The following is a 23,607-nucleotide window of genomic DNA, read 5'->3' on the forward strand; positions in this document are numbered from 1 at the left end:
GCGATCATGAGTCATACCACGGGCCCGCAAGGCGGGCCGAAGTCTTCTCATCCCTCCGCGTGTCCGGCTCATCCTGACCTGGCTTCACCGTCACGCCGTCGCTTATTACAAGGGCTGGGGATGATGGGCGGTGCGCTGGCGCTCGGTGCGGACCGGCTGGCGCAGGCGGAAGAAAAGCCGCAGGCAGTGCAGGATGAACGCTGGGAAAAGCAGCCGTTTCTGGGTGAACATCAGGCGGGTGTCGTCACGCCACAACAGGCGGCGATGATGCTGGTAGCGTTTGATGTGCTGGCGACCAACAAAGCCGACCTGGTTCGGTTGTTTCGCTTGCTGACCCAGCGTATTGCGTTTTTGACGCAAGGGGGCAACGTGCCGGATGTAGACCCGCGCTTGCCACCGCTGGATTCCGGCATCATGGGGCCGGAGATCTACCCGGATAACCTCACCATCACCGTGTCGGTCGGTGGATCACTGTTTGACGAACGTTTTGGTTTGCAGGCACTCAAGCCGCTGAAGCTGCAACGCATGACCCGTTTTCCCAACGATTCGCTGGACGCTAGCCTGTGTCATGGTGATCTGTTGTTGCAAATCTGTGCCAATACCAACGAAACGGTACTGCATGCGCTGCGTGACATCATCAAACAAACGCCGGACCTGCTCAGCGTGCGCTGGAAGCGTGAAGGATTTATCTCCGCACACGCCGCGCGCAGCAAAGGCAACGAAACGCCGGTTAACCTGCTGGGTTTCAAAGACGGCACCGCCAACCCCAACACCGGGGATGACGCCTTGATGAACCAGATAGTGTGGGTCGATGCGGCATCTGGCGAGCCTGCATGGGCGACAGGGGGCAGCTATCAGGCAGCGCGCATCATCCGTTTTCATGTGGAGTTCTGGGACCGCACACCGTTGCAGGAGCAGCAAACCATTTTCGGGCGGGACAAGCACAGCGGTGCGCCGCTGGGTATGGTGAATGAACATGATGAGCCGGATTACAGCCGTGACCCGGAGGGGAAAGTGATCCCGCTGGACGCGCACATCCGTCTGGCTAACCCGCGCACGCCGGAGACCCGTGCCAACCTGATGTTGCGCCGTGGCTACAGCTACTCGCTGGGGGTATCCAATTCCGGCCAGCTGGATATGGGGCTGTTGTTCGTGTGCTATCAGGCCGATTTGGAAAAAGGTTTCCTGACCGTGCAAAAACGGCTTAATGGTGAGCCGCTGGAGGAGTACATCAAACCGATCGGCGGTGGCTATTTCTTCGTGCTACCGGGGATAAAAAGCACGGATGACTGGCTGGCGAGCGGCTTACTGAGCGCGTAAAGTCAGTGATCAGAAATCATCCCTGAAAAACCGGAGAGCACACACCATGCTGGAGTTACGCCCCAACTGCGAATGCTGTGATGTCGATCTACCGCCGGACTCATTGCTAGCGCGGATTTGTTCGTTTGAGTGCACGTTTTGCGCCGATTGTGCGCAGGATAAACTCAACGGGCACTGCCCCAATTGTGGCGGTGAACTGGTTCGCCGCCCGATCCGACCGGCGGAAAAGCTGGTGAATAACCCGGCATCGACCCGACGGGTACTTGCTCGCTAGTGGGCGTATGGCATGGTGGCAGGTCGGCCATAGGCTTTCAGGCTTGCCGTTGATGGTGAGTTAGCCTGTAACATGTGCATTAACGCGTAAAACATGCCCGTCGTCTCTCTGGCCGACGGGCATGTTGTTTTATATAGGCATGCCTGCTAGCCATTAATCCGCGGATGCTGTGCTATCAGCAGGTTGCGTTTCTCTTCCAGCTCGGCGATCTGCCGGGCGAGTTCGTCAATTTTCTGTTCAATACTGTCGTGATGCTCTCGCAGAATCGCTTTGGCTTCTGACAGGTCGGATGCGGCTGGGGTGGCACCTTTCAGCGGTTTGTTGGCCGTTTCTTTCATAAACAGGCCGGTCAACAGGCCGATGACGGCGATCACCATCAGGTAATACGCAGGCATATACAGGTTATGGCTGATCTCGACCAGCCAGGCGGTGAGGGTTGGCGTCAGACCGGCTATCAAGACCGAAATGTTAAAGGCGCTGGCCAGTGCGCTGTAACGAATCGGGGTGGGAAACAAGGCCGGTAGGGTTGATGCCATCACCCCGGTAAACGCGTTCAGGATCACCGCCAGTAGGAGCAGACCGGCGAAAATCAGGCCGATCATGTTGCTGTTGATCAACATAAAGCTCGGTATCGCCAGCACAAACAGGGCGATGCTACCGATAATCACAAACGGCTTGCGGCCGAAGCGGTCGCTAAGCAGCCCCATCATCGGTTGTACGAACAGCATGCCAATCATAATCGCGACGATGATCAGCACGCCGTGGTTTTCTGAATAATGCAGGCTGTGCGACAGATAGCTGGGCATGTAGGTCAGCAGCATGTAATAGGTCACATTGGTGGCTATCACCAACCCAATACACACCAGCAGGCTTTTCCAGTGATGGGTCGCAATATCCCGAAACGAGGTTCCAGGCCCGCTGGTGAGCCCATCGCGGCTGTCTTGCTCCAGTTTGTTGACATGTTGCTGAAAAGCCGGAGTTTCTTCCAGTGCATGACGCAGATACAGGCCGATGATGCCGAGCGGCAGCGCCAGGAAGAACGGCAAACGCCAACCCCATTCCAGAAACGCCTGTTCGCCGATAAGTGTAGAAATCAGCACCACGACGCCAGCACCCAGCACGAACCCGGCGATAGAACCGAAATCCAGCCAGCTTCCCATAAAACCGCGCTTGCGATCGGGTGAATACTCCGCCACGAAAATTGACGCGCCGGTATATTCGCCGCCGACGGAGAACCCCTGCGCCATTTTAGCCAGCAGCAGCAGGATAGGGGCCCAGATACCGATGCGTTCATACGAGGGAATCAGCCCGATACAAAAGGTACTGATCGACATAATGATGATAGTGATAGCGAGGATTTTCTGGCGGCCGTACTTGTCCCCTAATGCGCCGAAAAACACGCCACCCAGTGGACGAATCAGGAACGGTACCGAGAAGGTCGCGAGTGCGGCGATCATCTGTACACCGGGGTCGGCACCGGGGAAAAACACCTGGCCCAGCGCATAGGCAACGAAGCCGTAGACGCCAAAATCGAACCATTCCATGGCGTTGCCGAGTGCGGCGGCGGTGATGGCTTTACGCAGACGACTGTCATCAATAATGGTGACATCGTCCAGCGCAATGGGTTTTACACGTTTTCTCTTCAATTTCATAAAGTAACTAACCTTTTTATTATCGTGACATGAAAAGGGAGGTGAAGCGTGGGGAAAACACCATCTGGCCGGGTATGACGTCAGGTGCTATTGGGTAGTGTGGTGAGAGAGTTTGGCGCGCTTGCCGGTGGCATGCGCTTCCCATCGGTGATGGTGGTGCGACACCCTCTCATCCTCCCCCTTGAGCATCCGCCGGGTCGGGTCATCAGAGTGATGTTGACCTAGCGTGATCGCGTATCACGTCCTGCGGTGATACCGCTCTGGCAGGCATCTTCAATACGCAATATCGTTAATAATATCACAATTTTTTAATTTATAAAAATAATAGACATTTTTTGATATTTTATGTGGTTTTAAATGTCGAGTTATTGGCTTTTTATTGGTGTTTTATGCTGGTGTTGGGTGGGATTTTACGGTGGCTGACATGGGGGGATGACCACGGATTTAGCTGGAAAAGCAAAGGGGAGTAGTTGTGTTTGATGTCAATAAGGTGGGGGAGACGTTGTGCGGACGTTGTAAGTGATGGATGTCTGCTGTGAGTTGTGAGTAGCGGAAGTTTGTCAGATATTTTGTTGTAAGTTCTGGCACAATGACCAGTGCTCTTCAACAGGCACAGTAACCCGCGAACGCTGTTCTATAGACAACTGCGGTTCAGTCCAAAGAAAAGGATAGAAGGAGTAAACTACGTCATAATTCATTGAAGTCGTTTCTTCTCGCCAACCTGTCCAGCGTACGTTTTTATAGAATAAATCCAAATCTCCACAAAGTGCCCAATGCAGGAAACCTGAATAGTTAGTATCAAGGCTCTCCCATTCGAGCGTATCCGGTGCGAAATAATATACCCCACCGTGATCTTTACCGAATTCACCTCCGTTAAGTGCAAAAAATCCACCGGATACATCATCAGCAATTAAGAATGCCTGAAACGTCCGATCTGTTGTTACTGACCGTGTCCAGGACGCCAGAGTACGTGGCAACATGGAATGGCCGGAGCCTAAAATCCTCAACCAACCACTATCAACAATTATGCCTCCTGTTTCGAATAGAACAGCACCCAGCGGAGAGAATGTTGTCACCTGAAGCTGATGTAACTCAGATTTCGCGAGAGTTGGATTACATGGGAGTACTTTATAGTTGTTGGCTGCATCTGTCAGCCATTGCTCCACGATAAGCCAGCCAGATCTCTGCTGATCGATTAATTCAGTTAGTTCCCGCATTCATTGTCCTATTTCACACTATTCTGCTGCATTTTATTAAGTGTATTATCTTCCGATAATCTGAATATAAAACTCAACATGTTACCTTTAAAATAGCATTTGATTAGTGACTTCCCTCCTGGCACAAAGCAGACAGGGCAGCAGGTTCTGTTCCAAACACACAAGAATCGTATCTGGCGGTCATGGCGTGATAAGAACCGCACAATGAGAGCGGCGACGTGCCGTCGCTTTCCAGCCTGTCGCCGCTTTGATGGGGTTAGTGTGGGGTGTTTACGTGTGTTGTCCGGCGTTTTTCACGCCAGTGGTTGTAGCGCTCTTGTATCCGCATCACCGTCACAAAAAACACCGGTACGAAAAACACTGCCAGCACGGTAGCGCTGATCATGCCGCCGAACACGCCGGTACCGATGGCGTGCTGGTTTTCGGCGCTGGCACCGGACGCCACCATCAGCGGCACCACGGCCAGCACAACTTTCTTCACCTGATTGTTCCTCTGAAAAAGAAATCCATAAATTCCTGACAGCAGGCAATGGTCCAGCCCTGCCACGCTAAAAACATTCTGCTCAGGCTGCGTCCAGAGCGGCGAAAAAGTTTGCAGAGATTGTTTGCACAGGATTTCAAAAAATAAACGTCCCTTCGACAACAGCAAACTTACCGCTGCGTGAAGCAGTAAAAAAGCCCGCAATATACATTCAGTTCTACTAAATTGCGGCCAATAAGAAATAAAACCTTGAAGATTTGATTCCAGTCGCATAATGACAGGCTAACCTGTCATTAGTCTGTTATCCCTTATTAAGCGCTTGCTTTATATACAGAAGATTTGAGAGAGTAATATCAGATTAACGCGATATCAGCCCATCAGCAGTTTATGCTCTGAGCTCTCAGGAAATGTCATATTCACCCGTAAAGTGAGGTTTTTATCTTCAGGCGCATTAAGGAAAGGGAACGTTAACTTATTTCAACGTAATTAAACCGGAGTCTGAAATGAGCACCATAGGAATGATTTTCGCCATAAACAAGTTCTGCGGCTCCACTGTGTAAATCCATAATTTTTCTGACCAGATCGAGACCTAAACCGGTCCCTTTGCCGTCGTGTATCAGTCTGTGAAATGGCTCAAATACTCTTTCACGCTCAGAGACGGGAATGCCTTTACCTTCGTCCCGGACGTCAATAGAGCCTTCAGACCCGACAGATACCGATATCAGGCCAGAATGGCCTCCGTATTTAATGGCATTCTGAATGAGGTTTGTCAGCGCCCGCTCAATCGCGAGAGCATCAGCCATCGTCCAGACTTCATTTGCTTGCGCATCGAAAGCAATATCATAGCCTGCGCTGATTGCGAGCGGCGCGTTATCAGCTACCACACGCTCTGCCAGCTTTATCAGGTCAACTTTCTCAGGTTTCATATTGCCTTCCTGAATACGGTGCACATCCAGCAGTTGCCCTGTCAGCACGGTCAGACGGGCTGTGTCCGCCAGTAGGCGATTTTTGAGTGGGCCGGGCGGAAGTGTTGACAGTCTTGTATTGAGAATTGTGATAGGTGTCCTCAGCTCATGGGCGGCATCTATGAGAAATCGTTTCTGGGATTCCAGACCTTTATCCAGCCTGTCAAAAGCACTGTTCACTGTATCAATAAAGGGGGATATTTCTGACGGAACTTCACTACTTTTTAAGCGGATTCCCGCTTTCGTATAGTCAATTTTTCTGGCGTCTGCGGCGGCCCGATTAATGCCGGTCAGTGCACGCCTGACCACCCATGGCATGACAATCAGCATAGCAATGATAATGACGAAGGAGAGAAAAATGACGATCACGATATTTTTTACACCTGAAAGCCTGATGGCCTGCAAAAAGGTGACCGGAATATTCGGGGTGGTCATTATCTTGATAACGCCGGCAGGCGAGTGAGCCCACTGGATGGTACCTGCGGGTGCACCATCTTTATTGATATCTTGCCCGAGGTCAGCATAAGCGACGGCGTCCATAGCAGGTATGGCGGATGCGATACCAACGGGGATTGTACCGTATTGGAGTTGCTGGCCAGCTTTGTCTCTTATTACGTACCAGAAGCCGGGAAAGTGCTTCAGATAGGCTTTCAACTGGGGACTGGCGTTAACCTCTAATTTGCCCCCTGCATTTCGAAATGTGGACTCCGCAACTGCGTTTGCCGCTGCCCAGGGGTTTGTGCCGTTATTAATTTTTCCCGCAGAAATGAAATAAGCCTCGCCAATGAGTTGTAACACTGCAAGGAAGATGAGGAAAAATATCTGGGCAATGATGATTCTTGATGTCAGATGCCAGCGCAGAGAGCGCGGTTTAAACAGTTTCATGATTCCTCATTCATAAAGTAACCAACGCCGCGCACGACATTAATTTTAAGACCACTTCCGGCCTCGGTCAGTTTGTGCCTGAGCCTGGAGATGTGCAGATCGAGAGCGTTGGGCTGAACCTGATCATTAAACGAGAAGACTGAGGACATAAGCGTTTCCCGTGACACCACCCGTCCAAAGCGACGCACCATCGAATCGAGCAAAAGTGTTTCCCTTCGGGTGAGACGAATAACAGCACCGTTTACGCTGGCTTCGCCGTTAATGTGATCGAACGTCAGGGAACCCACGGTAACTACGTCATCCTGTAACGTCGATGGCCTTCTGATCAATGCCCGAATACGGGCAAGAAGCTCCGAAAAATCAAAAGGCTTAGCCAGGTAGTCATCGGCTCCTTCATCAAGCCCTGCGATTTTATCGGTGATGTCACCTCTGGCCGACAGGACAAGCACTGGATACGTTTTACCTGCCGCTCTCATGCTTCTGATAAGTTCAATGCCATCTCCACCCGGGAGTTGCCGGTCCAGAATAACTAAGTCGTAACCGTATTGAGCAATAGCTTCAGATGCTTCAGCAAGCGTCCCGGCATGGTCTGTCAGGAAATGGTGATGACTCAGTGCTTCGGCAAGCACTTCTGCCATTTCTGGCTCATCTTCAACGAGTAAAATTTTCATTTTCAGTGCCAGTTAACCTATTAATTCGAATATTTTATCAACTAAATCATGGGGTTCATAATTATAAAAATTTTCGACAGGACAGACTAATGACAGGTTGGAAAAGTAACATTGCCAGCGTAATTAAGGTTGATTTGGTCCTCCGGACAAAATTATTGATTCAAGCAAGGAGATTTATTGTGAACATCATCAAACTGGGCATGGCTGCAGCTGCAGCGTTAACCATCGCAGGCTGCTCTTCAATGCAGGCATCAATAAAGGATGAATACAAATTTTACCTTGCCGGACCCGGTAGCGACTTCTCTCAGCCTGTAGGTACGCTGGACCGTAGCGGAAGACTGAACATCACATACAAAAACGAAACCTATACAGGACAGAACGCAAACAACGTCATTGAAGCCAAAGGCAGCAATGGCGGAAAAATGCGCTGTGCCTATAAAATGCCCGGTGATGTGGCAACAGGCACCTGTACAACGTCAAACGGCACCGTCCTGAATATGAAGTTTGATTAATTCACTGAGTTTTTAATGTAAGTCCTCAGTTTAAAAATGTCTGAACATGATAAAGCCCCGTATGGTTTGTGGGGCTTTTGCATTTATTTGTACTTTAATAGATTACCCTGCTATTTGATTAAAAATAAAATTCTGGAACTGCTAGAATTCTGTTTTGAGTTAGAGATTGAAGTTGAACGGTTTATAGATATACAGGAAAGTTTCCATCGCAAAATACATAACAGATTAGTGGCGATATCGGAGCGTTTCTACGAGTAAAGAGAACGCAGAAGAGTGGTGCCTGCGATTAGGATAGTAAAGATGATAACCCGGTATGTCCGGCGTGAATGTATCGAGTACCTGGATAAGTTCTCCGCTGTCTATAAAACCCTGCACCTGGTCAAGGTGGATATATCCCAGACCATGACCATCAAGCACTGCGTTGACCAGTAGCTCAATAGTATTCACGACCAGTTGTCCTTTACCTTTAACTTTTATTTCACGTCCGTCACTCATAAGGCGCCATCCTATTACTGTGCCAGATGTTGGCAGCCGGAAGTTGATGACGTTATGATTGACTATCTCAGTGGGTATTTTTGGCGCTGGAAATCTTGTCAGATAGGCCGGACTGGCAACGATTGCCATTGGGATGTCTGGACCAATCCGCATAGCAATCATGTCCCTGTCGATCTCTCCTCCAAGGCGGATGCCAGCATCAAACTGATTGGCCACAATGTCCACCAGTGCATGATCAACATTGATTTCAATATGAATTTCTGGGTTTTCTGGTAGCAATCTCTTAATGGCAGGCATGAGTATCGTCTTTGCCGCATGTTCCACCGTCGTGAGCCGAATCGTTCCGGAAGGCCGGTCGCGCAGATCACCGAGAGAGCTAATCATAAGGTCGAGGTCATGAAGCATCGGGCCAAGCTTCGCAAGCAGGCGCTCTCCAGCCTCTGTTGGCGCAACACTTCGTGTCGTGCGTGCCAGAAGTCGTAGACCCAGACGTTCCTCAACACGGCGAATTATCTGGCTCAGGGCTGATTGCGCCATCCCCAGCCGGAGGGCAGCTTTGGTAAAGCTACGTTCTTCAGCAACAACCACGAACGCTGTCAGATCCGCAATTTCGTCGCGACGCAAAGCTTCCTCTCTATATCATTTATCATTTAAATGATAAGGCTAAGTGTTTTTATGCATCTAGTCTACTTAATCAATCCCCTTTATGTTAAGCGAATGCATTGTTTCCTGGCCCTCCCGGGTCAAAAAATTTAGCAGCTCTAATACCGAGGAAATCTTGTGAATTATTTAAATTCCCTCTTTGATACTTTTCGCTTAAAGAATGGTATGACGCTCAGAAATCGCGTCATCATGACGCCGATGACAACCTGGTCGGCAAACCCAGACGGGACCATCTCCGATCAGGAAATAGCCTTTGTACGAGCGCGTGCAAAAGATGTTGGTATGGTCATTACGGGATGTACGCACGTCACCCCGGAAGGCATCGGCTTTACCGATGAGTTCGCTGCCTACGATGATCGCTTCATCCCCAGCCTGCGCAAGCTGGCACAAGCAGCGAAGAGTGGTGGTGCTCCCGCCATCCTGCAGATCTTTCATGCTGGCAGTAAGGCTGTGCCAGAACTCGTTCCGAGCGGTCGGATAGTTGGCCCCAGTGAGATGGACGTGCCCGCCGGTCTGTTTAACCGAGGAGGAAACGCTGTCACTGCTCTGGAACATAGTGAGATTGAAAGCATAATAAAGGCATTTGGTGATGCAACACGGCGGGCCATCGAAGCTGGTTTTGATGGCGTTGAGCTGCATGGCGCGCATGGATTTCTCCTTCAGGATTTTTTCTCACCCCTGGCTAATAAACGTGATGACAAATGGGGCGGCTCTGTGGACAAAAGGCTTCACTTCCCTCTGGCGGTCGTTCAGGCCATTAAGCAGGTCATTGAGGTTCACGCGGATCGGCCATTTGCTTTGGGATATCGTATTTCACCAGAAGAACATGCTGATGGAGGCTTACGGATAGCCGATACGAAGGTGCTGCTTAACGCTCTGGTCAACGCTGGTGTTGATTATATCCACGCCTCTTTGCACGACGTACTCAATGGAAAGCCGAAAGAGGATGATCGCGGTAAGACGACCACACAATTACTTATTGAGCATGTGGGCAACCGCGTTCCTTTGATTGCAGCAGGAGGATTGAGGACACCTGCGCAAGCCCAGGCAGCATTAGACCTGGGCCTCTCATTAACAGCAATCGGCCAGGCACTGGTTATTAATCCGGATTGGGTCGCACTGGCCAAAGCTAATCGCGCAGATGAAATTGTGAATACCCTCAATACATCCTCTGTACCGGCTCTGAGTATCCCGGACAAACTTTGGGGGATGATTCAGAAGTCAGAGGGCTGGTTTCCACTGGCTGAGAATGAGCAGGCAACCAAGTAACGTTTATCAAATCCAAATCATTTCTTAGCAGTGCAGATACTGAATAGAAGACACACGGGGTTGCATTGCAGCATAAATTTATCGGGTATCGTGTCCAGCGAGTTTTAAGTCGCCAACACTCATGGCTGCCAAAATCAGGATCCCGATACCACTCGCACACTTAGTGAGGAATAATAATGAGTAAGACATTGAATGAAGAGCTGGTGAAAATTGAAGCGGCAGCAGTAGCTTACCTGACTGCATTCAATCGTGCCGACATTCCTGCTTTAATCGAAACCTATACTCATGATGGCGTGCTTATGGGGCCGGGCAGGCCAGCGTCAATAGGCAAGGATGAGCTTGAGCTGGCCTATCATAGCGTATTTGAAACAACCGGCTTCAGTATGAAATATGAAATAAAGGAAGTGGAGCAAATCAGCCCCGACTGGGCATTCGTTCGAAGCGCGACGGAAGGAACAGAAACAGACAACGCGACGAGCATCGTCACTCCAGCAGCGTATCAGGAGCTGTTTCTGCTACATAAGCCCGCTGCTGGAGCATGGAAGATTGCGCGATACTGCACTACCAAGATAAGTTCATAAGTATGCCCCAGAACTGACGGTAAGATGAGTAGCGGACAAGGCAGCAACAGCCTATGCTATCTCAGTAATATCAGTATGTTAAAGCGTCCGTTTTATGATTTTTCATAAGACGGACGCCCTGTTTATGGCATGACTAAATCTGTGTTTCCGAAATATTTAGTACTGAGCAGACCGTCAACGCGGGAATATTGGGTATGTACATGCATTCAGAATCATTTTTTCCTGCCTTTACCCAGAGGATGGTTCTCCGGGTGGTATTAAACTTCCGCGCAATGGCGCTTATACTGACCCCAGCCTTAATACGCACATGAGCGAAAGGTCCGATATGAGCGGGGAGCGGAAGTTGGCGCTAAAAAGATGACTACCGATGCCGTGTCGATTCACTGCTCAAAGCAAAAATTACAGGGTAAAACCACCATCACCCACTTGCGCCAGTGCATACCATTTCATCAACTCAGCCGTTCCCGGCTCGTTTTCGGCGGGGGCCCATGGGGCCATATCTTGCTCAGCTACTGGCTGGTAACCCCCGTGTTTTACCTCAAAAATAACGCCTCCTTTATCCATCGACAACACTGCATGCCAGGTCCCAGCATCCATTTCCAGCACCTTGCAGTCTTCACCTAACACAACGCGGTGGGTCACGTTGCCTTCGTCATCAAAATTCAATACCAAAAAGCGTCCGATGAGGGATGTCAGCAGCTCAAACGTGTGCGGGTGGCGGTGAGGGCGAACATAGGTACCCGGTTCCATAGCGATAGCCAGGCGCTGAACAGGATCGCTCAATTCAGGGTGGAGATTACGATGAGCACGTAAGCGAGGGGAATTTTCAGCCTGTTCGCTTTGTTCTTGTAGATCACTGAACGTAATTTGTTTCATATTAGCCTTTGTGAATGTAGGTCGCTCACAGGAACCCGGATGCCGTGAGGTTTTATGCTATCAATATCTTTTAATCATGAGTGTTTCAACTTTCCAAAGCAGAAACAGGATTTGTTACTTTTACTGAAAATAGCTTATCAATTTTTCGCCTATGTATCAGATCATTCATTGCATGGTGTCAACGGGGTATGTTCTGCTCTTCGGTGAAAATTACATATTATCGATAGTAATGTCCGCTCCTGGCACGCAGCGGACAGGCTGCGTGACCATCATGTCGGCTGTGAGCGAGTTGCAGACGTTACAGTATTCCATCCAAAATAGTTTTAAAACTATAGCGGAAAAATAACGCCTAATCTTTCACGCATTCATAGAATTTACTAACAATTAGTTTGTGTAGTTTCTTTTTCAACAATCTCATCTACTAACCTTCTAAAATCAATAATTTTCCCTGTGGCTACTGATTTAGATAGCAAGTTATTAATTTCATCCTGATTATATTTATCTCCCTCTAGTGTCTTAATATTGCTAATTACTATCTCTTTAGATACTGATGCCATGCCTTTAATTAACAATAGTGCTTTTAAAGCCGTAATAAATTTAGTGCGTTCATCACATGACAAACCATGTATCAATAGTATGTCTGCCATTCTTAAATATGTAAAACTTGAATTATCCAATTCAATTTTTTTTGAGATTTCTGTTAATCTCAGACGAGCGATTATGTAAAATAGAAAATCTTGCTTATAGCCAACCCCTAACGTTGAAAGTCGGCTCATAAATATTATGGACATGATGAAAACAGCCACGCCAGTAAGTATCCCGCCAGATATGGAATTATCTTTCTTGGAATCGGAATTTTTCTTTATATCACCAAGTATCTCATCACTTCTTAAAGTAAAGTCAGGGCTTACATTACTTTCATTGCTAGATAACAAAGCAGAGATTACGAATTGTTCATCAGGATGCATTTTTTGCAGTTCTATTTTCAAGAGATCACTTGCAGAAGATACTTTAGGCTCCAACCCCTTGAGATCATATAGTTTGTATGCTTGGATAACTCCTTTATTTATACTTAAGTCAGCAGATATTTTAGTAAGGAAACGTTTTCCGCTATTTTTAATGGTGATCGATATAATCCTTTGAAAACTATCGGACGCTTGAATTTCCGGACCATTAGTTACTAAATATGTAAGCTCTGCCTTTGGTTCGACGGCGATATCATATAATTTTGGCAGCACAGAAAAGAAACCGGCTATTAAAGCTGGAGTTAATGCATATAGCAAAACTTGTTTCCATTCAATTTTCAAAATCAGCCCCTATTTACATTAATGATTTCTTCTAATTTTAATATACAAATATAATATCAAAAAACCATACACAGTAACATCGCTACTATTAAAATTAACGCTCCATTATATCAGAACTGTAAAAACCAGTTAATCTAATTGAGTAGGATTGATGAAAAATAACTAAAATGTAACTAACTTGATATTTTTCAGTGCGTTGCTGAAATTTTAGTACAGCTCCTGGCACAAAGCGGACATACCCCTTAAGTAAATGTCCGCTAAGAGCGAGAAGCGGACGTTCACAGTTGTTCTGCAACAGATGAAGGCTTGTTAACGTAGTCACAAATTAATCTACGGGGAGCTGGTCACGTGAAGCATCCAAACATCTAAAAAAACACCCGAAGGTGCTTTTTTATTTTCTAAACATTCCACCATTTTCATCAAACGTCGCCAACAGCTCATGAACTCTCATGACTTCATCAAAAATAGGTTGAATGTTATGTCTTTCCCCCAATATTTGATAAATTCTATCGTTTAGATAGTAGGCTCTGAAGATGTGATGCGGAACATCTGTTACTTCTGGCTTGTCCAAAATTAGACTTGGGAATATATGTCCTGCAATTCCACCTTCAAGATACATATCCAGTCGTTCATCAAAGTGCTCTATTGCATTTCTAAGTTTCTTATCATGCAAAGGACTACTTTCTGTCACATCAAAAATCTGCCTCAGAAACTCAGCTCGGTTCTTATGTAATGCCTTCTCACCTTTCCCACCAATCATTGATGGAAAGAAGTATCGAGCGACAGCAGCACTATGATTGATGAAGTTTTGTAGACAGTCTAGAAGCTCATCTTTCCGATCTTGTAGCCCTAACTTCTCTTCACTGATAGCTTGGATGTGATCAGATGCTCTTTCCTCGGCCTGTAGAGCCGATGTTGTATTGAACAACATAGATTGAATATAGAAGGCTTGGTACGGAGGCCATATTGATGGTTCATTTTTATCCATTATATATCCTTTGCAAGGTAATGGTTATCATGGAGCAAGCAAGGAAAAAGCACCCGAGTGTACTTTTTTTTAGTGCTTAAATAGATCTAATGCTTTCCACATGAAAATCAAGATGATTACAATCATGCCCCCAAAATGGAAGCAATGTTTCAGACAATACCACATTATAGTGGCACACCGATTTTGGCCACATAATCAGAAGTGTTGAACGTCCTCTTGTGGCACAAAGCAGACAACGCAGCAGGGCCTGCTTTAAACATACAGCGATGGTCTCTGGCGATCATTGGTCATAGCGTGATAAGAACCGCATAATGGGAGCGGCGACGTGCCGTTGCTTCCAGCCTGTCGCCGCTCTGATGGGGTTAGTGTGGGGTGTTTACGTGTGTTGTCCGGCGTTTTTCACGCCAGTGGTTGTAGCGCTCTTGTATCCGCATCACCGTCACAAAAAATACCGGTACGAAAAACACCGCCAGCACGGTAGCGCTGATCATGCCGCCGAACACGCCGGTACCGATGGCGTGCTGGGTTTCGGCGCTGGCACCGGATGCCACCATCAGCGGCACCACCCCCAGCACAAACGCCAGCGAGGTCATCAGGATGGGGCGTAAACGCAAACGCGCTGCCGTGACGGCGGCATCCACCAATTCATATCCTTGCTCGCGCAACTGTCTGGCGAACTCGACAATCAGGATGGCATTCTTGGCGGATAAGCCGATAACGGTGATCAGCCCCACTTTGAAGAACACGTCGTTAGGCATACCGCGCAGAACGACGGCCAACACCGCGCCGAGCAGCCCCAACGGCACCACCAGCATCACCGAGACGGGGATAGACCAGCTTTCGTATAGCGCCGCCAGCACCAGAAACACCACCACCATCGACAGCAACAGCAACATCGGTGCCTGGGCGACGGATTGCCGCTCCTGCAATGATTGCCCGGTCCATTCAATGGTGAAGCCGGGTGGAAGCTGTTCCGCCAGTCGTTCCATCTCGGCCATGGCCGCACCGCTGGATACGCCGGTGGCGGCCATGCCGGAGAGGCGGGCTGCCAGCACACCCTGATAGCGCGTCAATTGCAATGGGGTATCGCTCCACACCGGCGTGACCACTTCTTTGAGCGAAACCATACCGCCTGAGCTGTTACGCACGTAGAGTTTGAGCACGTCATCCAGTTGCATACGCGCTGGCGCATCGGCCTGAATGATCACCTGTTGCATCCGCCCGGCATTGGGGAAGTCGTTCACGTACAGTGAACCGATCGCGGCAGACAAGGTGTCGCTGATGGTGCTGAACGAAACACCGAGTGCTTCCGCCTTTTGACGATCGATGTTTAGCTGAACCGCGCTACCGGGCGGCAGGCTATCCGGGTAGACACTGGTGACAATCTGGCTGTGGGCCGCCAGCGTCAGCAGTTGTGCTTCCGCCGCTTTGAGCGCCTGATAACCCCGGCCGGTGCGATCCTGCAAACGCAGGGTGAAACCTGACGAGGTGCCAAGCTCATCGATAGCCGGTGGCATCAATATCATGCTGGTGCCTTCACGGATGCTCGACATCGCCTGTTGCGCCAGCGCGATTTCAGCGCGCGTGGTGGTGTCGCCACGCTCAGACCAGCCTTTTAAGGTGGTAAAGGCCATGGCGGCGTTAGGGCCGGAACCGGAAAAGCCAAAACCGAGAATCGACATGTTGGATTCGATGTCCGGGCGCGAGGCAATGTGCTGCTCGTAGGTGTTGACCACATCCAGCGTTCGCGCTGCTGTGGCGTCCGACGGTAACTGGAATGACGTCATAAAGTACCCCTGATCTTCTTCTGGCAGAAAATCGGAAGGCAGCTCACGGAGGATCCACGCCAGTGAACCGGTCAGTACGGCAAACAGCAACAGCATACTGCCGCAACGGCGCAGTAGCGCACGGGTACCGGTGGCATAATGATGTGTCAGTTGCTCGAAACGGCGGTTAAAACCACCGAAGAAACCGCGTTTGGTGTGATGGTCATCGGCGACGGGCGTGAGCAGTGTGGCGCACAACGCAGGTGTTAGCGTCAGCGCCAGAAACGCCGAAAACAGGATCGATACCGCCATCGACAAGGTAAATTGCCGGTAAATCACGCCTACCGAGCCGCTGGCGAACGCCATCGGAATGAACACCGCCGACAGCACCAGCGTGATAGCGATAATCGCGCCGGTGATCTCCTTCATGGCACGGATGGTGGCCGCCTTGGGGGACAATCTTTCCTGCGCCATTAATCGCTCAACGTTTTCCACCACCACGATGGCGTCATCCACAATGATGCCGATCGCCAGCACCATGCCGAACATGGTCAGCACGTTGATGGAAAATCCCGCCGCCAGCATCACAGTGAAGGTGCCGAGCAGGGCGATAGGGGCCACAATCGCTGGGATCAGGGTATAGCGTACGTTTTGTAAAAACAGATACATCACCAGAAACACCAGCACCATCGCCTCAATCAGCGTCCTGAGCACCTGCTCGATGGAGAGTTTAACGAAAGGCGCGGTGTTGAATGGCAACGAATAGTCCATGCCCGCTGGCATGGATATTTTCAGTTCGGCCATCCGTTGGGCGATGGCATTGGCGGTACGCACTGCATTGGCACCCGGTGCCAGTTGCACCGCGGCAGCGCTGGCGTCTTTGCCGTTTTCACGCACAGAAAAGCCGTAAGACTGGGCTCCGAGTTCAACGCGTGCCACATCGGCTAACACCACCCGGGAACCATCTTCTCTGGCGCGCAGCACGATAGCGGCGAATTGCTCTGGGGTTTCCAGTTGCCCTTGTACCGTCAGTGGGATCGTCACCTGCTGCCCTGGCAAGGTGGGGGCATCGCCGAGCCGCCCGGGAGCGATTTGCATGTTTTGCTGGGTAATGGCGGTCGACAAATCGTTCATGGTTAACCCGTAAGACAACAGCTTGTTGGGATCGACCCAGATACGCATCGCCTGTTCCGCGCCAAATAGCTGGATGCGGCCCACCCCGTCAATCCGGCGCAACTCCTCGACAATGTGGCGGGCCAGATAGTCACCTAATTCAACCTCATCGTAGCGCCCGTTATCCGAGGTCAGGCTGACCATCAGCAGAAAGCCAGAGTCGGCAGATTCCACCTGCATACCGTTTTGTCTGACGGTTTGCGGTAACCGCGGTTCTATCGACTTGAGGCGGTTTTGTACATCCACCTGTGCCAGCTCCGCGTCGGTGCCCGGTTTGAACGTAACGTTGATCTGCGCCAGTCCGGCTGTATCTACCGATGACTCGAAGTACAGCAGGTTTTTCACACCGGATAACTCGCGCTCCAGCAGCCCGACCACCGCATCGTTGAGCGTTTTAGGTGTGGCACCGGGATAAGACGCGGTAATGGAAATGGTTGGCGGTGCCACCGAGGGATAACGGGCAATCGGCAACTGGGGAATTGCGAGCGTTCCCAGCAGCACGATGAACAGGGCTATCACCCAGGCGAACACCGGGCGCTGGATAAAAAATTGCGGCATGGTACCTGACTCCTTTGCGCTTAGCGTGAGGCCATGTCAGTGGCGGACGGCACTTTTTTCCAGTGCTGGGTTGCCACCCAGGCACCGTCGTTCAACCTGTCGCCACCTTCGATCACCACCACTTGACCGGCGGTCAACCCGGCGCGGATGCGGTATTGCCGGTTGACCAGCTCGCCAGGCTCAACCGTGACGATGTGCGCTTTGCTGCGGCCATCAACCACCCAGACTTTGGCCTCGCCGCCGTTGCGTGTGACGGCCTGTTGCGGCACCAGCAAGGCATCGGTGTAATGGCTGAACGGCACGCGGGCACGAACAAACATCCCCGGTAGCAGTTGTCGTTGCGGGTTGTCGACCAGAATGCGCAACAGCACGTCGCCGGTGCTCGCATCCACATTGATGCCGGAAAACAGAATCCGCGCCGACATCGGGTAGGGCTGGCCGTCGCTACGCAGGATCTCCACCGGGATACCGTCACTGTCTTTAGCCCGCTGGTTCAGCATGTTGCGTAGCTGTTCGAGCGAGGAGGCGGGCTGGCGCACATCGACATACACCTGGTCAATTTGTTGAACCCGTGCCAGTGGCGTGGTGTCGCTGGTGTTGACCAGCGCACCTTCAGTAACCAGCGCTTGATCGATACGCCCGGTAATGGGGGAGTCGACCGTCGCGAAGCTCAGATCAAGCTGGCGACGTGCCAGTGTGGCGCGTGCCTGTGCGACATCAGCGGCGGCCTGTTCGCGCTGTGCCGTCGCATCGTCGTAGCTCTGCTGGCTGATAGCGCCGGTGCTGAGTAAGGGCTTAAGGCGAGCGACCTGAATCTGTGCCCGGTTTAATACCGACAGGGCACGTTGCAGCGTGGCGTGGGCGGTATCGACCTCGGCTTTGAACGGTGCCGGGTTAATCTGGAACAGTGGTTGTCCGGCACGGATCTCGGCACCCTGTTCAAACAAGCGGCGCTGGATAATGCCGCCCACCTGCGGGCGGATTTCCGCTGTTCTTACCGCCGTCACCCGGCCGGGCAGATCGTCAGTCAGGGTAATGGGGGTCGGTTTTACGGTCATGATGGTGACCTTGGCCGGTGGTGCTTCGACCGGGATCTCGGGCTGGTCGCAACCGGTGAGCAGCATGCCCACCAGTGCCAGCAGTACGCCGTGTCGGCACAACTGCTTGAGTGACACCGGCAGGCGTGTTGTTGGCGTGTTCGCTTCGGTTTGACCCGGTACGGCCAATAGTAAGGCCGATAACATGCAGGCGATCGAATATTGATGCGATTTCTTGGTATTCATATAACGTCGTAATCCCTGTTTACCGGCCATAAGGTGGCCAGACTGCGGGAGTGTGCGACAGCTGTGTGCGGTTTCCGTTGGAGAAATATGGAGATATGATGGAGAACCTGCATTTTTTATGATGAGTCGATAAATGACTGTTCATGCGCAATCCATGCCGATGACCGACGAGATTCATGGGGTGGTGCTTATTGCCGAAGATGAGCCGGAAATTGCGGACATTCTTCGCGCTTACCTGACTCGCAGTGGTTTACGCACGCTTCACGCCGCCAATGGCCGTCAGGCGTTGGAATTACACCTCGCGATGAAACCGGATCTGGTGCTGCTGGATGTACAGATGCCGCTGGTTGATGGCTGGCAGGTGCTGTCGGGGATTCGCCTGCGCGGAGATACCCCGGTTATCATGCTGACCGCTTTGGACCAGGATATCGACAAGCTGATGGGGTTGCGTATTGGGGCGGATGATTACGTGGTCAAGCCATTTAACCCGGCTGAGGTGGTGGCGCGCGTGCAGGCGGTGCTACGCCGTGCCGGGCTGCGTGCCGAACGTCAGGCCCCGCAAGCGCCGCGTTTTTTGCGTACCGACCTGTTTCAGATAGACCTGGAAAACCATGAGGCGACGGTAGCGATCAACGGGATCAGTCAGTCGCTTGAACTGACGCTGACCGAATTTCGTCTGCTGGCGCATATGGCGCGCGCGCCCCGTCGCGTTTTCAGCCGTGAGGAACTGCTGGTAGCCTGCCTGCCAGAAGGGGATTCCCTTGAGCGCACAGTAGATAGCCACATCAGCAAATTGCGTAAGAAACTCGAACGCCTGGGGTTAAACGGCGTCCCGTCCAGTGTGCGCGGTGTCGGTTACCGGTTAGGCGAATCGTCATGAAGCACAGCGGTAGCCTGAGCCGACAAATTATACGCTCCATGATCCTGCTGGCGCTGTCCGTCACGCTGATGATGGTGGTTGGATCCTACCTCTTCTATGGGCTGATGCTGAGTGTTTCGCCGGAAAGCCTCTCGCCAGACAATCAGTGGATGCCGACGACGGTCGAGTGGTTCTGGATGGGGGGAACGTCCTTACTGGCGTTGCTGATAGCGGTGGTGTTAGCCGTTCGACTGGCCCGCCGCATTCTGGTGCCGTTGAATTCGGTGGCGCACAGCCTGCGCCAAATCGCTGAAGGCGAGCTGAAGGCGCGTGCCGAAACCGATGATTACTCCCTGGGGGAAGCGGCCTTACTGGTGCGCGATTTCAACACGATGGCGGAACGGCTGGAGCGCATGGAACAAGAGCGGGCGTTCTGGAACGCAGCCATCGCCCATGAGTTGCGCACGCCGGTCACGATTTTACGCGGCCGTTTGCAGGGGTTGACGGAAGGGGTATTCGAACCGGATATCGGGTTATTTCGCAATCTGTTGACGCAAGTGGAAGGGCTGGGACGATTGATTGAAGATTTGCGAGTAGTGGGGCTGGCAGAGAGCGGTCATCTGGAACTGCGCTCGATGCCGACCCGTTTGTCTGATGAGGTGACGGCGGTGGTCAATGCGTTTGGCCCGGTACTGCAACAGGCGGGATTTACGCTGTCGCTGGCGTTGGATGACCACCCAGTGCCCTGTGACCCGGTACGCATCCGCCAGGCTGTGCTGGCGCTACTGGAAAATGCGCAAAAACATGCCACCCCCGGCCCGTTAGGTATTCAGGCCGGAGTGGAACACGAACAGGCATTTCTGCGCGTGGAAGACAGCGGACCGGGTATCGCCCCTGATTTTGCCGGGCGCATTTTTGAGGCGTTTACCCGGGGGGAACCCTCGCACCCGGATAACACCAAAGGCAGCGGGCTGGGGCTGGCGGTGGTGCAGGCGATTGCGCAGGCGCACGGCGGGCAGGCGAGTTGTTACCCGGCACCATCCGGCGGCGCGGTGTTTGAACTAAGCTGGCCGATTGCGGGTTGCAACCGTGAAGGCCCGACCATAGCGCAATAACACCTTCATCGCTCAATCACCTTCGGGTGACAGGGTGGGGTCAGCATCACCAGCGTGTGTGGGTACTGGCTGGCGTAGGTGTGCCAGCAAATTGGCGGCTTCAGGCTGCAATATCGCACCGGATTTAATACCCAGCCACAGTTTGCGGGTGGCCCAGTCATCGGTCAGCCGAATGGCGTGCAGCCCGACGCCGAGAATTTCCGGGCGCACTGCGCCTTCAGGCAGGATGCTGATGCCAAGCCCGGCTTCGATCATACGGCACACGGCATCGAAGCTGCTGACCTGAATGCGCAGGCGCAGCAGGTTTCCGTATTCTTCGGCGGTGTCCTGCAACAGTTTTAGCAAGGAGCTGCCATCGTTGAGGCCGACGAAATCGTACGGCAAGGTGTCGGCGAAGGGGATGTCCCGGCAACCGGCGAGTGGATGCTGAGGCGAGACCAACACCACCAGTTGATCCTCCCGATAGGGCATTTTTTCGACGCCGGGCGAGGGGACGTTATCAGCGAAAATACCGATGTCGGCTTGCCCGGTGAGCAGCGCGGTGACCACCGTTTCGCTCAGTTTTTCTTCCAGGTTGATACGTACCAGCGGGTGATGTTGCAGAAAATCGGCCAGTTCCTGCGGCAGAAATTCGATGATGGCTGAGGTATTGGCCCAAATATGCACGTGGCCGCGTACGCCCACCGCGTAATCCTGCATTTCACCCGCCATGCGATCGACGCTGTTTACCACCTGACGTGCGTGGTGTACCAGCTCTTTTCCCGCGGCAGTCAACGCCAGGCCGCGTGGCATACGGATAAACAACACACAATCGACGGTGCGCTCCAGCTCTGCCATGCGCTTGCTCAGGGCGGACAGCGTCATGTGAAAATGGGCGGCCGTTTTGGTCAGGCTACCGATTCTGGCGACCTGCAAAAACAGGCGTAGTGACTGCAAGTCAAAGTGCGTGGGATTGATCATGAGCGGGTGACGGTCCTTGAAAGCGTGAGCAGAGTAAGCCTACCACAGCCGTGACCCTTTCCTGACAGGAAAGGGTGATTGACGATTAAGGCATTATCAAACGTGTCGCCAACGCTTAGGATGTCATTCTATTGCCTTTGATCTTAGTTCCTTTGATCTTAGTTCCTTTGATCTTATTGCCTTAACGACAGGAAACGTCTCGTTGATTAGTCACATTGACCATATTGTGCTGACCTGTGTTGATCCGGCGGCGACGCAGCAGTTCTACACGCAGGTGTTACAACTGCGGCTGGAAACCTTCGGTAATGGCCGCATTGCGTTTTGCTTCGGGCAGCAGAAAATCAATCTTCATGTCAGGGGAAGTGAGTTCGCGCCGCATGCTCATCTGCCTGCTCCAGGGGCGCTTGATCTGTGTTTTATTGCCAGCGAACCGCTGACACAGGTGATCGCGCATGTGCAGCGCTGCGGCTGGCCGATTATCGACGGGCCGGTTGAGCGCACCGGTGCGACCGGGAAAATCCGCTCGATTTACCTGCGTGACCCGGATCTGAACCTGATTGAGATAGCCGAACCGTTATCAGACAGCGCGCGCTAAGCGACGCCTGTTTTTTATTCAGGGTATGAATGGGTATTCCATGCTCTATTTCTCATCAACGATTTTTCATCAACGGTTTTTACCAACGATGTAACAGGATGCAGTAGCAGTTTATGACGAGTGTAGTGATAACCCAGGTGGCTGTGTGCCTGATACTGGGAATGGGGCTTGGGGTGTGTGGCGGTATGTTGGGCATTGGCGGCGGGCTAATAGCTATCCCGGTGCTGGGAATGCTGTTTGGTATGAACCAGCATCTCGCCCAGGGAACGGCGCTGATCATGATTACGCCGAATGTGCTGATAGGGTTTCTGCGCTATCGGCAGCGCAACAAAATCGATACCCGTATGACATTGATGTTGTGCGCCTTTGCCACCGTATCGGCCTATATCGCCGCGCACATGGCGGCGGCTATTCAGGTTGATAACCTGCAACAGGCATTTGCCATTTTTCTGCTGGTGCTGGCGGCTTACTACATCTGGCAGTGGGTAAACAGCCAACGTAGCCGTACACCGACGTCAGTATTATCAGCACGTTATCTTCCAGTGCTGGGGGTGGCGAGTGGTTTTATGTCCGGTATTTTTACCGTCGGCGGCGGGCTGGTGGTGGTCCCGGCGCTGGTAACGCTGTTTGGTTTCACCCAGACACAGGCACAAGGTATCGCGCTGGCGCTGGTGGTCCCCGGCGCGCTGGCGGCGCTGGTGTCGTACACGCAGGCCGGGAACGTCGACTGGGCGACCGGCATTCCGCTGGCGATTGGCGGCATTCTCAGCGTGTCATGGGGCGTGGCGCTGGCGCATAAGTTGCCGGTGGTGGCGCTGCGATTGACGTTCTGTCTGGTGCTGGTTGGCGTTGCGGTAGTAATGCTGGTAGGAAAATAACGCGCGGAAAATGTCGCGGGCGGGTGGTGTCAACCGCCCGTTGCCGCTACAATCCGTTCATCGATTAACCTTTGGATAACAATAAGGAGGACTATTATGCTGCGCTGTGAAATGTTTAACACTTCACATCCTTTTGGCGATCGCCGCTGCTCAAGCGTTATCGATATCGTGCTGCGATAACGGTGGCTTGAGCGAAGCAAACCGCATTTTCCCTTCTCTCGGGCTTACCGGGTTATCGTCAGCGTTGTGTTGACGAGGCACACT

20 protein-coding genes and 1 pseudogene are annotated in these 23,607 nt (G+C 51.8%); 9 read left to right on the forward strand and 12 right to left on the reverse strand.

What is annotated here, in order from left to right; all coding sequences use genetic code 11:
* The first annotated feature begins 6 nt into the window (after positions 1 to 6).
* Positions 7 to 1,320 carry an iron uptake transporter deferrochelatase/peroxidase subunit gene (efeB, locus tag DZE2538_RS06380; RefSeq protein ID WP_038915872.1) on the forward strand — a complete coding sequence of 438 codons (1,314 nt, stop codon included), beginning with the start codon at positions 7 to 9 and terminating at the stop codon, positions 1,318 to 1,320.
* 46 nt (positions 1,321 to 1,366) lie between these two features.
* Complete coding sequence (locus DZE2538_RS20200) at positions 1,367 to 1,594, forward strand: DUF1272 domain-containing protein (RefSeq protein ID WP_012884030.1); 228 nt, start codon at positions 1,367 to 1,369, stop codon at positions 1,592 to 1,594.
* Positions 1,595 to 1,740: 146 nt separating this feature from the next.
* Here the strand turns inward: DZE2538_RS20200 and proP are convergent, their stop codons facing one another.
* The 5 genes and pseudogenes from proP to DZE2538_RS06405 form a co-directional block, all read right to left on the reverse strand.
* The gene (gene proP / locus DZE2538_RS06385; protein WP_038915873.1) at positions 1,741 to 3,246 is read right to left on the reverse strand and encodes a glycine betaine/L-proline transporter ProP; all 1,506 of its coding nucleotides are present in this window, start codon (positions 3,244 to 3,246) and stop codon (positions 1,741 to 1,743) included.
* A 560-nt stretch (positions 3,247 to 3,806) separates the two neighbouring features.
* The gene (locus DZE2538_RS20205; RefSeq protein ID WP_071603563.1) at positions 3,807 to 4,463 is read right to left on the reverse strand and encodes a DUF2625 domain-containing protein; all 657 of its coding nucleotides are present in this window, start codon (positions 4,461 to 4,463) and stop codon (positions 3,807 to 3,809) included.
* A gap of 256 nt (positions 4,464 to 4,719) precedes the next feature.
* Positions 4,720 to 4,929 (reverse strand): annotated as a pseudogene (locus DZE2538_RS21440) (efflux RND transporter permease subunit); the annotation flags it as partial.
* A gap of 482 nt (positions 4,930 to 5,411) precedes the next feature.
* A complete protein-coding gene (locus DZE2538_RS06400; RefSeq protein WP_038915876.1) occupies positions 5,412 to 6,794 on the reverse strand; it encodes a sensor histidine kinase in 1,383 nt (460 codons plus the stop codon).
* Positions 6,791 to 7,465: a response regulator transcription factor gene (locus DZE2538_RS06405; protein ID WP_038915877.1), complete on the reverse strand. Its 675-nt coding sequence runs from the start codon at positions 7,463 to 7,465 to the stop codon at positions 6,791 to 6,793. The genes DZE2538_RS06400 and DZE2538_RS06405 overlap by 4 nt, the downstream gene beginning before the upstream one ends.
* An 89-nt stretch (positions 7,466 to 7,554) precedes the next feature.
* Between DZE2538_RS06405 and DZE2538_RS06410 the strand changes: the two genes are divergently transcribed.
* On the forward strand, positions 7,555 to 7,977 hold the full coding sequence (locus DZE2538_RS06410) for a hypothetical protein (RefSeq protein WP_038915878.1): 423 nt from the start codon (positions 7,555 to 7,557) through the stop codon (positions 7,975 to 7,977).
* A gap of 225 nt (positions 7,978 to 8,202) precedes the next feature.
* Here the strand turns inward: DZE2538_RS06410 and DZE2538_RS06415 are convergent, their stop codons facing one another.
* Positions 8,203 to 9,096 carry a LysR family transcriptional regulator gene (locus DZE2538_RS06415; RefSeq protein WP_038915879.1) on the reverse strand — a complete coding sequence of 298 codons (894 nt, stop codon included), beginning with the start codon at positions 9,094 to 9,096 and terminating at the stop codon, positions 8,203 to 8,205.
* 156 nt (positions 9,097 to 9,252) lie between these two features.
* Here DZE2538_RS06415 and DZE2538_RS06420 point away from each other — a divergent pair, with 156 nt between their 5' ends.
* Positions 9,253 to 10,404, forward strand: coding sequence for an NADH-dependent flavin oxidoreductase (locus DZE2538_RS06420; protein ID WP_038915880.1), 1,152 nt, complete (start codon positions 9,253 to 9,255; stop codon positions 10,402 to 10,404).
* A gap of 176 nt (positions 10,405 to 10,580) precedes the next feature.
* Positions 10,581 to 10,985 carry a YybH family protein gene (locus tag DZE2538_RS06425; protein WP_038915881.1) on the forward strand — a complete coding sequence of 135 codons (405 nt, stop codon included), beginning with the start codon at positions 10,581 to 10,583 and terminating at the stop codon, positions 10,983 to 10,985.
* A gap of 399 nt (positions 10,986 to 11,384) precedes the next feature.
* Here DZE2538_RS06425 and DZE2538_RS06430 read toward each other — a convergent pair whose 3' ends face one another.
* The 5 genes from DZE2538_RS06430 to DZE2538_RS06450 form a co-directional block, all read right to left on the reverse strand.
* Entirely contained in the window at positions 11,385 to 11,861 is a 477-nt protein-coding gene (locus tag DZE2538_RS06430) for a WbuC family cupin fold metalloprotein (RefSeq protein ID WP_012884037.1), read from the reverse strand.
* A 377-nt stretch (positions 11,862 to 12,238) separates the two neighbouring features.
* Positions 12,239 to 13,168 carry a hypothetical protein gene (locus tag DZE2538_RS06435; protein WP_152486126.1) on the reverse strand — a complete coding sequence of 310 codons (930 nt, stop codon included), beginning with the start codon at positions 13,166 to 13,168 and terminating at the stop codon, positions 12,239 to 12,241.
* Positions 13,169 to 13,559: 391 nt separating this feature from the next.
* A complete protein-coding gene (locus tag DZE2538_RS06440) occupies positions 13,560 to 14,156 on the reverse strand; it encodes a hypothetical protein (RefSeq protein ID WP_038915883.1) in 597 nt (198 codons plus the stop codon).
* A 362-nt stretch (positions 14,157 to 14,518) separates the two neighbouring features.
* Positions 14,519 to 17,653, reverse strand: a complete 3,135-nt coding sequence (locus DZE2538_RS06445; RefSeq protein ID WP_038915884.1) for an efflux RND transporter permease subunit — start codon at positions 17,651 to 17,653, stop codon at positions 14,519 to 14,521.
* A gap of 20 nt (positions 17,654 to 17,673) precedes the next feature.
* Positions 17,674 to 18,936 (reverse strand): efflux RND transporter periplasmic adaptor subunit, encoded by a 1,263-nt coding sequence (locus tag DZE2538_RS06450; protein ID WP_071603564.1) that lies wholly within the window; start codon positions 18,934 to 18,936, stop codon positions 17,674 to 17,676.
* A gap of 133 nt (positions 18,937 to 19,069) precedes the next feature.
* On the opposite strand from DZE2538_RS06450, the gene DZE2538_RS06455 reads away from it, so the two are divergent.
* Both DZE2538_RS06455 and DZE2538_RS06460 read left to right on the forward strand, forming a co-directional pair.
* Entirely contained in the window at positions 19,070 to 19,816 is a 747-nt protein-coding gene (locus DZE2538_RS06455) for a response regulator (protein WP_050568658.1), read from the forward strand.
* The gene (locus tag DZE2538_RS06460; protein WP_038915886.1) at positions 19,813 to 20,910 is read left to right on the forward strand and encodes an ATP-binding protein; all 1,098 of its coding nucleotides are present in this window, start codon (positions 19,813 to 19,815) and stop codon (positions 20,908 to 20,910) included. Before DZE2538_RS06455 ends, DZE2538_RS06460 begins: the two co-directional genes overlap by 4 nt.
* Before the next feature lie 12 nt (positions 20,911 to 20,922).
* Here the strand turns inward: DZE2538_RS06460 and DZE2538_RS06465 are convergent, their stop codons facing one another.
* On the reverse strand, positions 20,923 to 21,870 hold the full coding sequence (locus DZE2538_RS06465) for a LysR family transcriptional regulator (protein WP_038915887.1): 948 nt from the start codon (positions 21,868 to 21,870) through the stop codon (positions 20,923 to 20,925).
* Between the two features lie 202 nt (positions 21,871 to 22,072).
* Between DZE2538_RS06465 and DZE2538_RS06470 the strand changes: the two genes are divergently transcribed.
* The gene (locus DZE2538_RS06470; protein WP_038915888.1) at positions 22,073 to 22,465 is read left to right on the forward strand and encodes a VOC family protein; all 393 of its coding nucleotides are present in this window, start codon (positions 22,073 to 22,075) and stop codon (positions 22,463 to 22,465) included.
* A 113-nt stretch (positions 22,466 to 22,578) separates the two neighbouring features.
* Complete coding sequence (locus DZE2538_RS06475; RefSeq protein WP_023639335.1) at positions 22,579 to 23,343, forward strand: sulfite exporter TauE/SafE family protein; 765 nt, start codon at positions 22,579 to 22,581, stop codon at positions 23,341 to 23,343.
* Positions 23,344 to 23,607 lie beyond the last annotated feature (264 nt).

Source organism: Dickeya zeae NCPPB 2538 (genome assembly GCF_000406165.1).
GTDB classification, from domain to species: Bacteria; Pseudomonadota; Gammaproteobacteria; order Enterobacterales; family Enterobacteriaceae; genus Dickeya; species Dickeya zeae.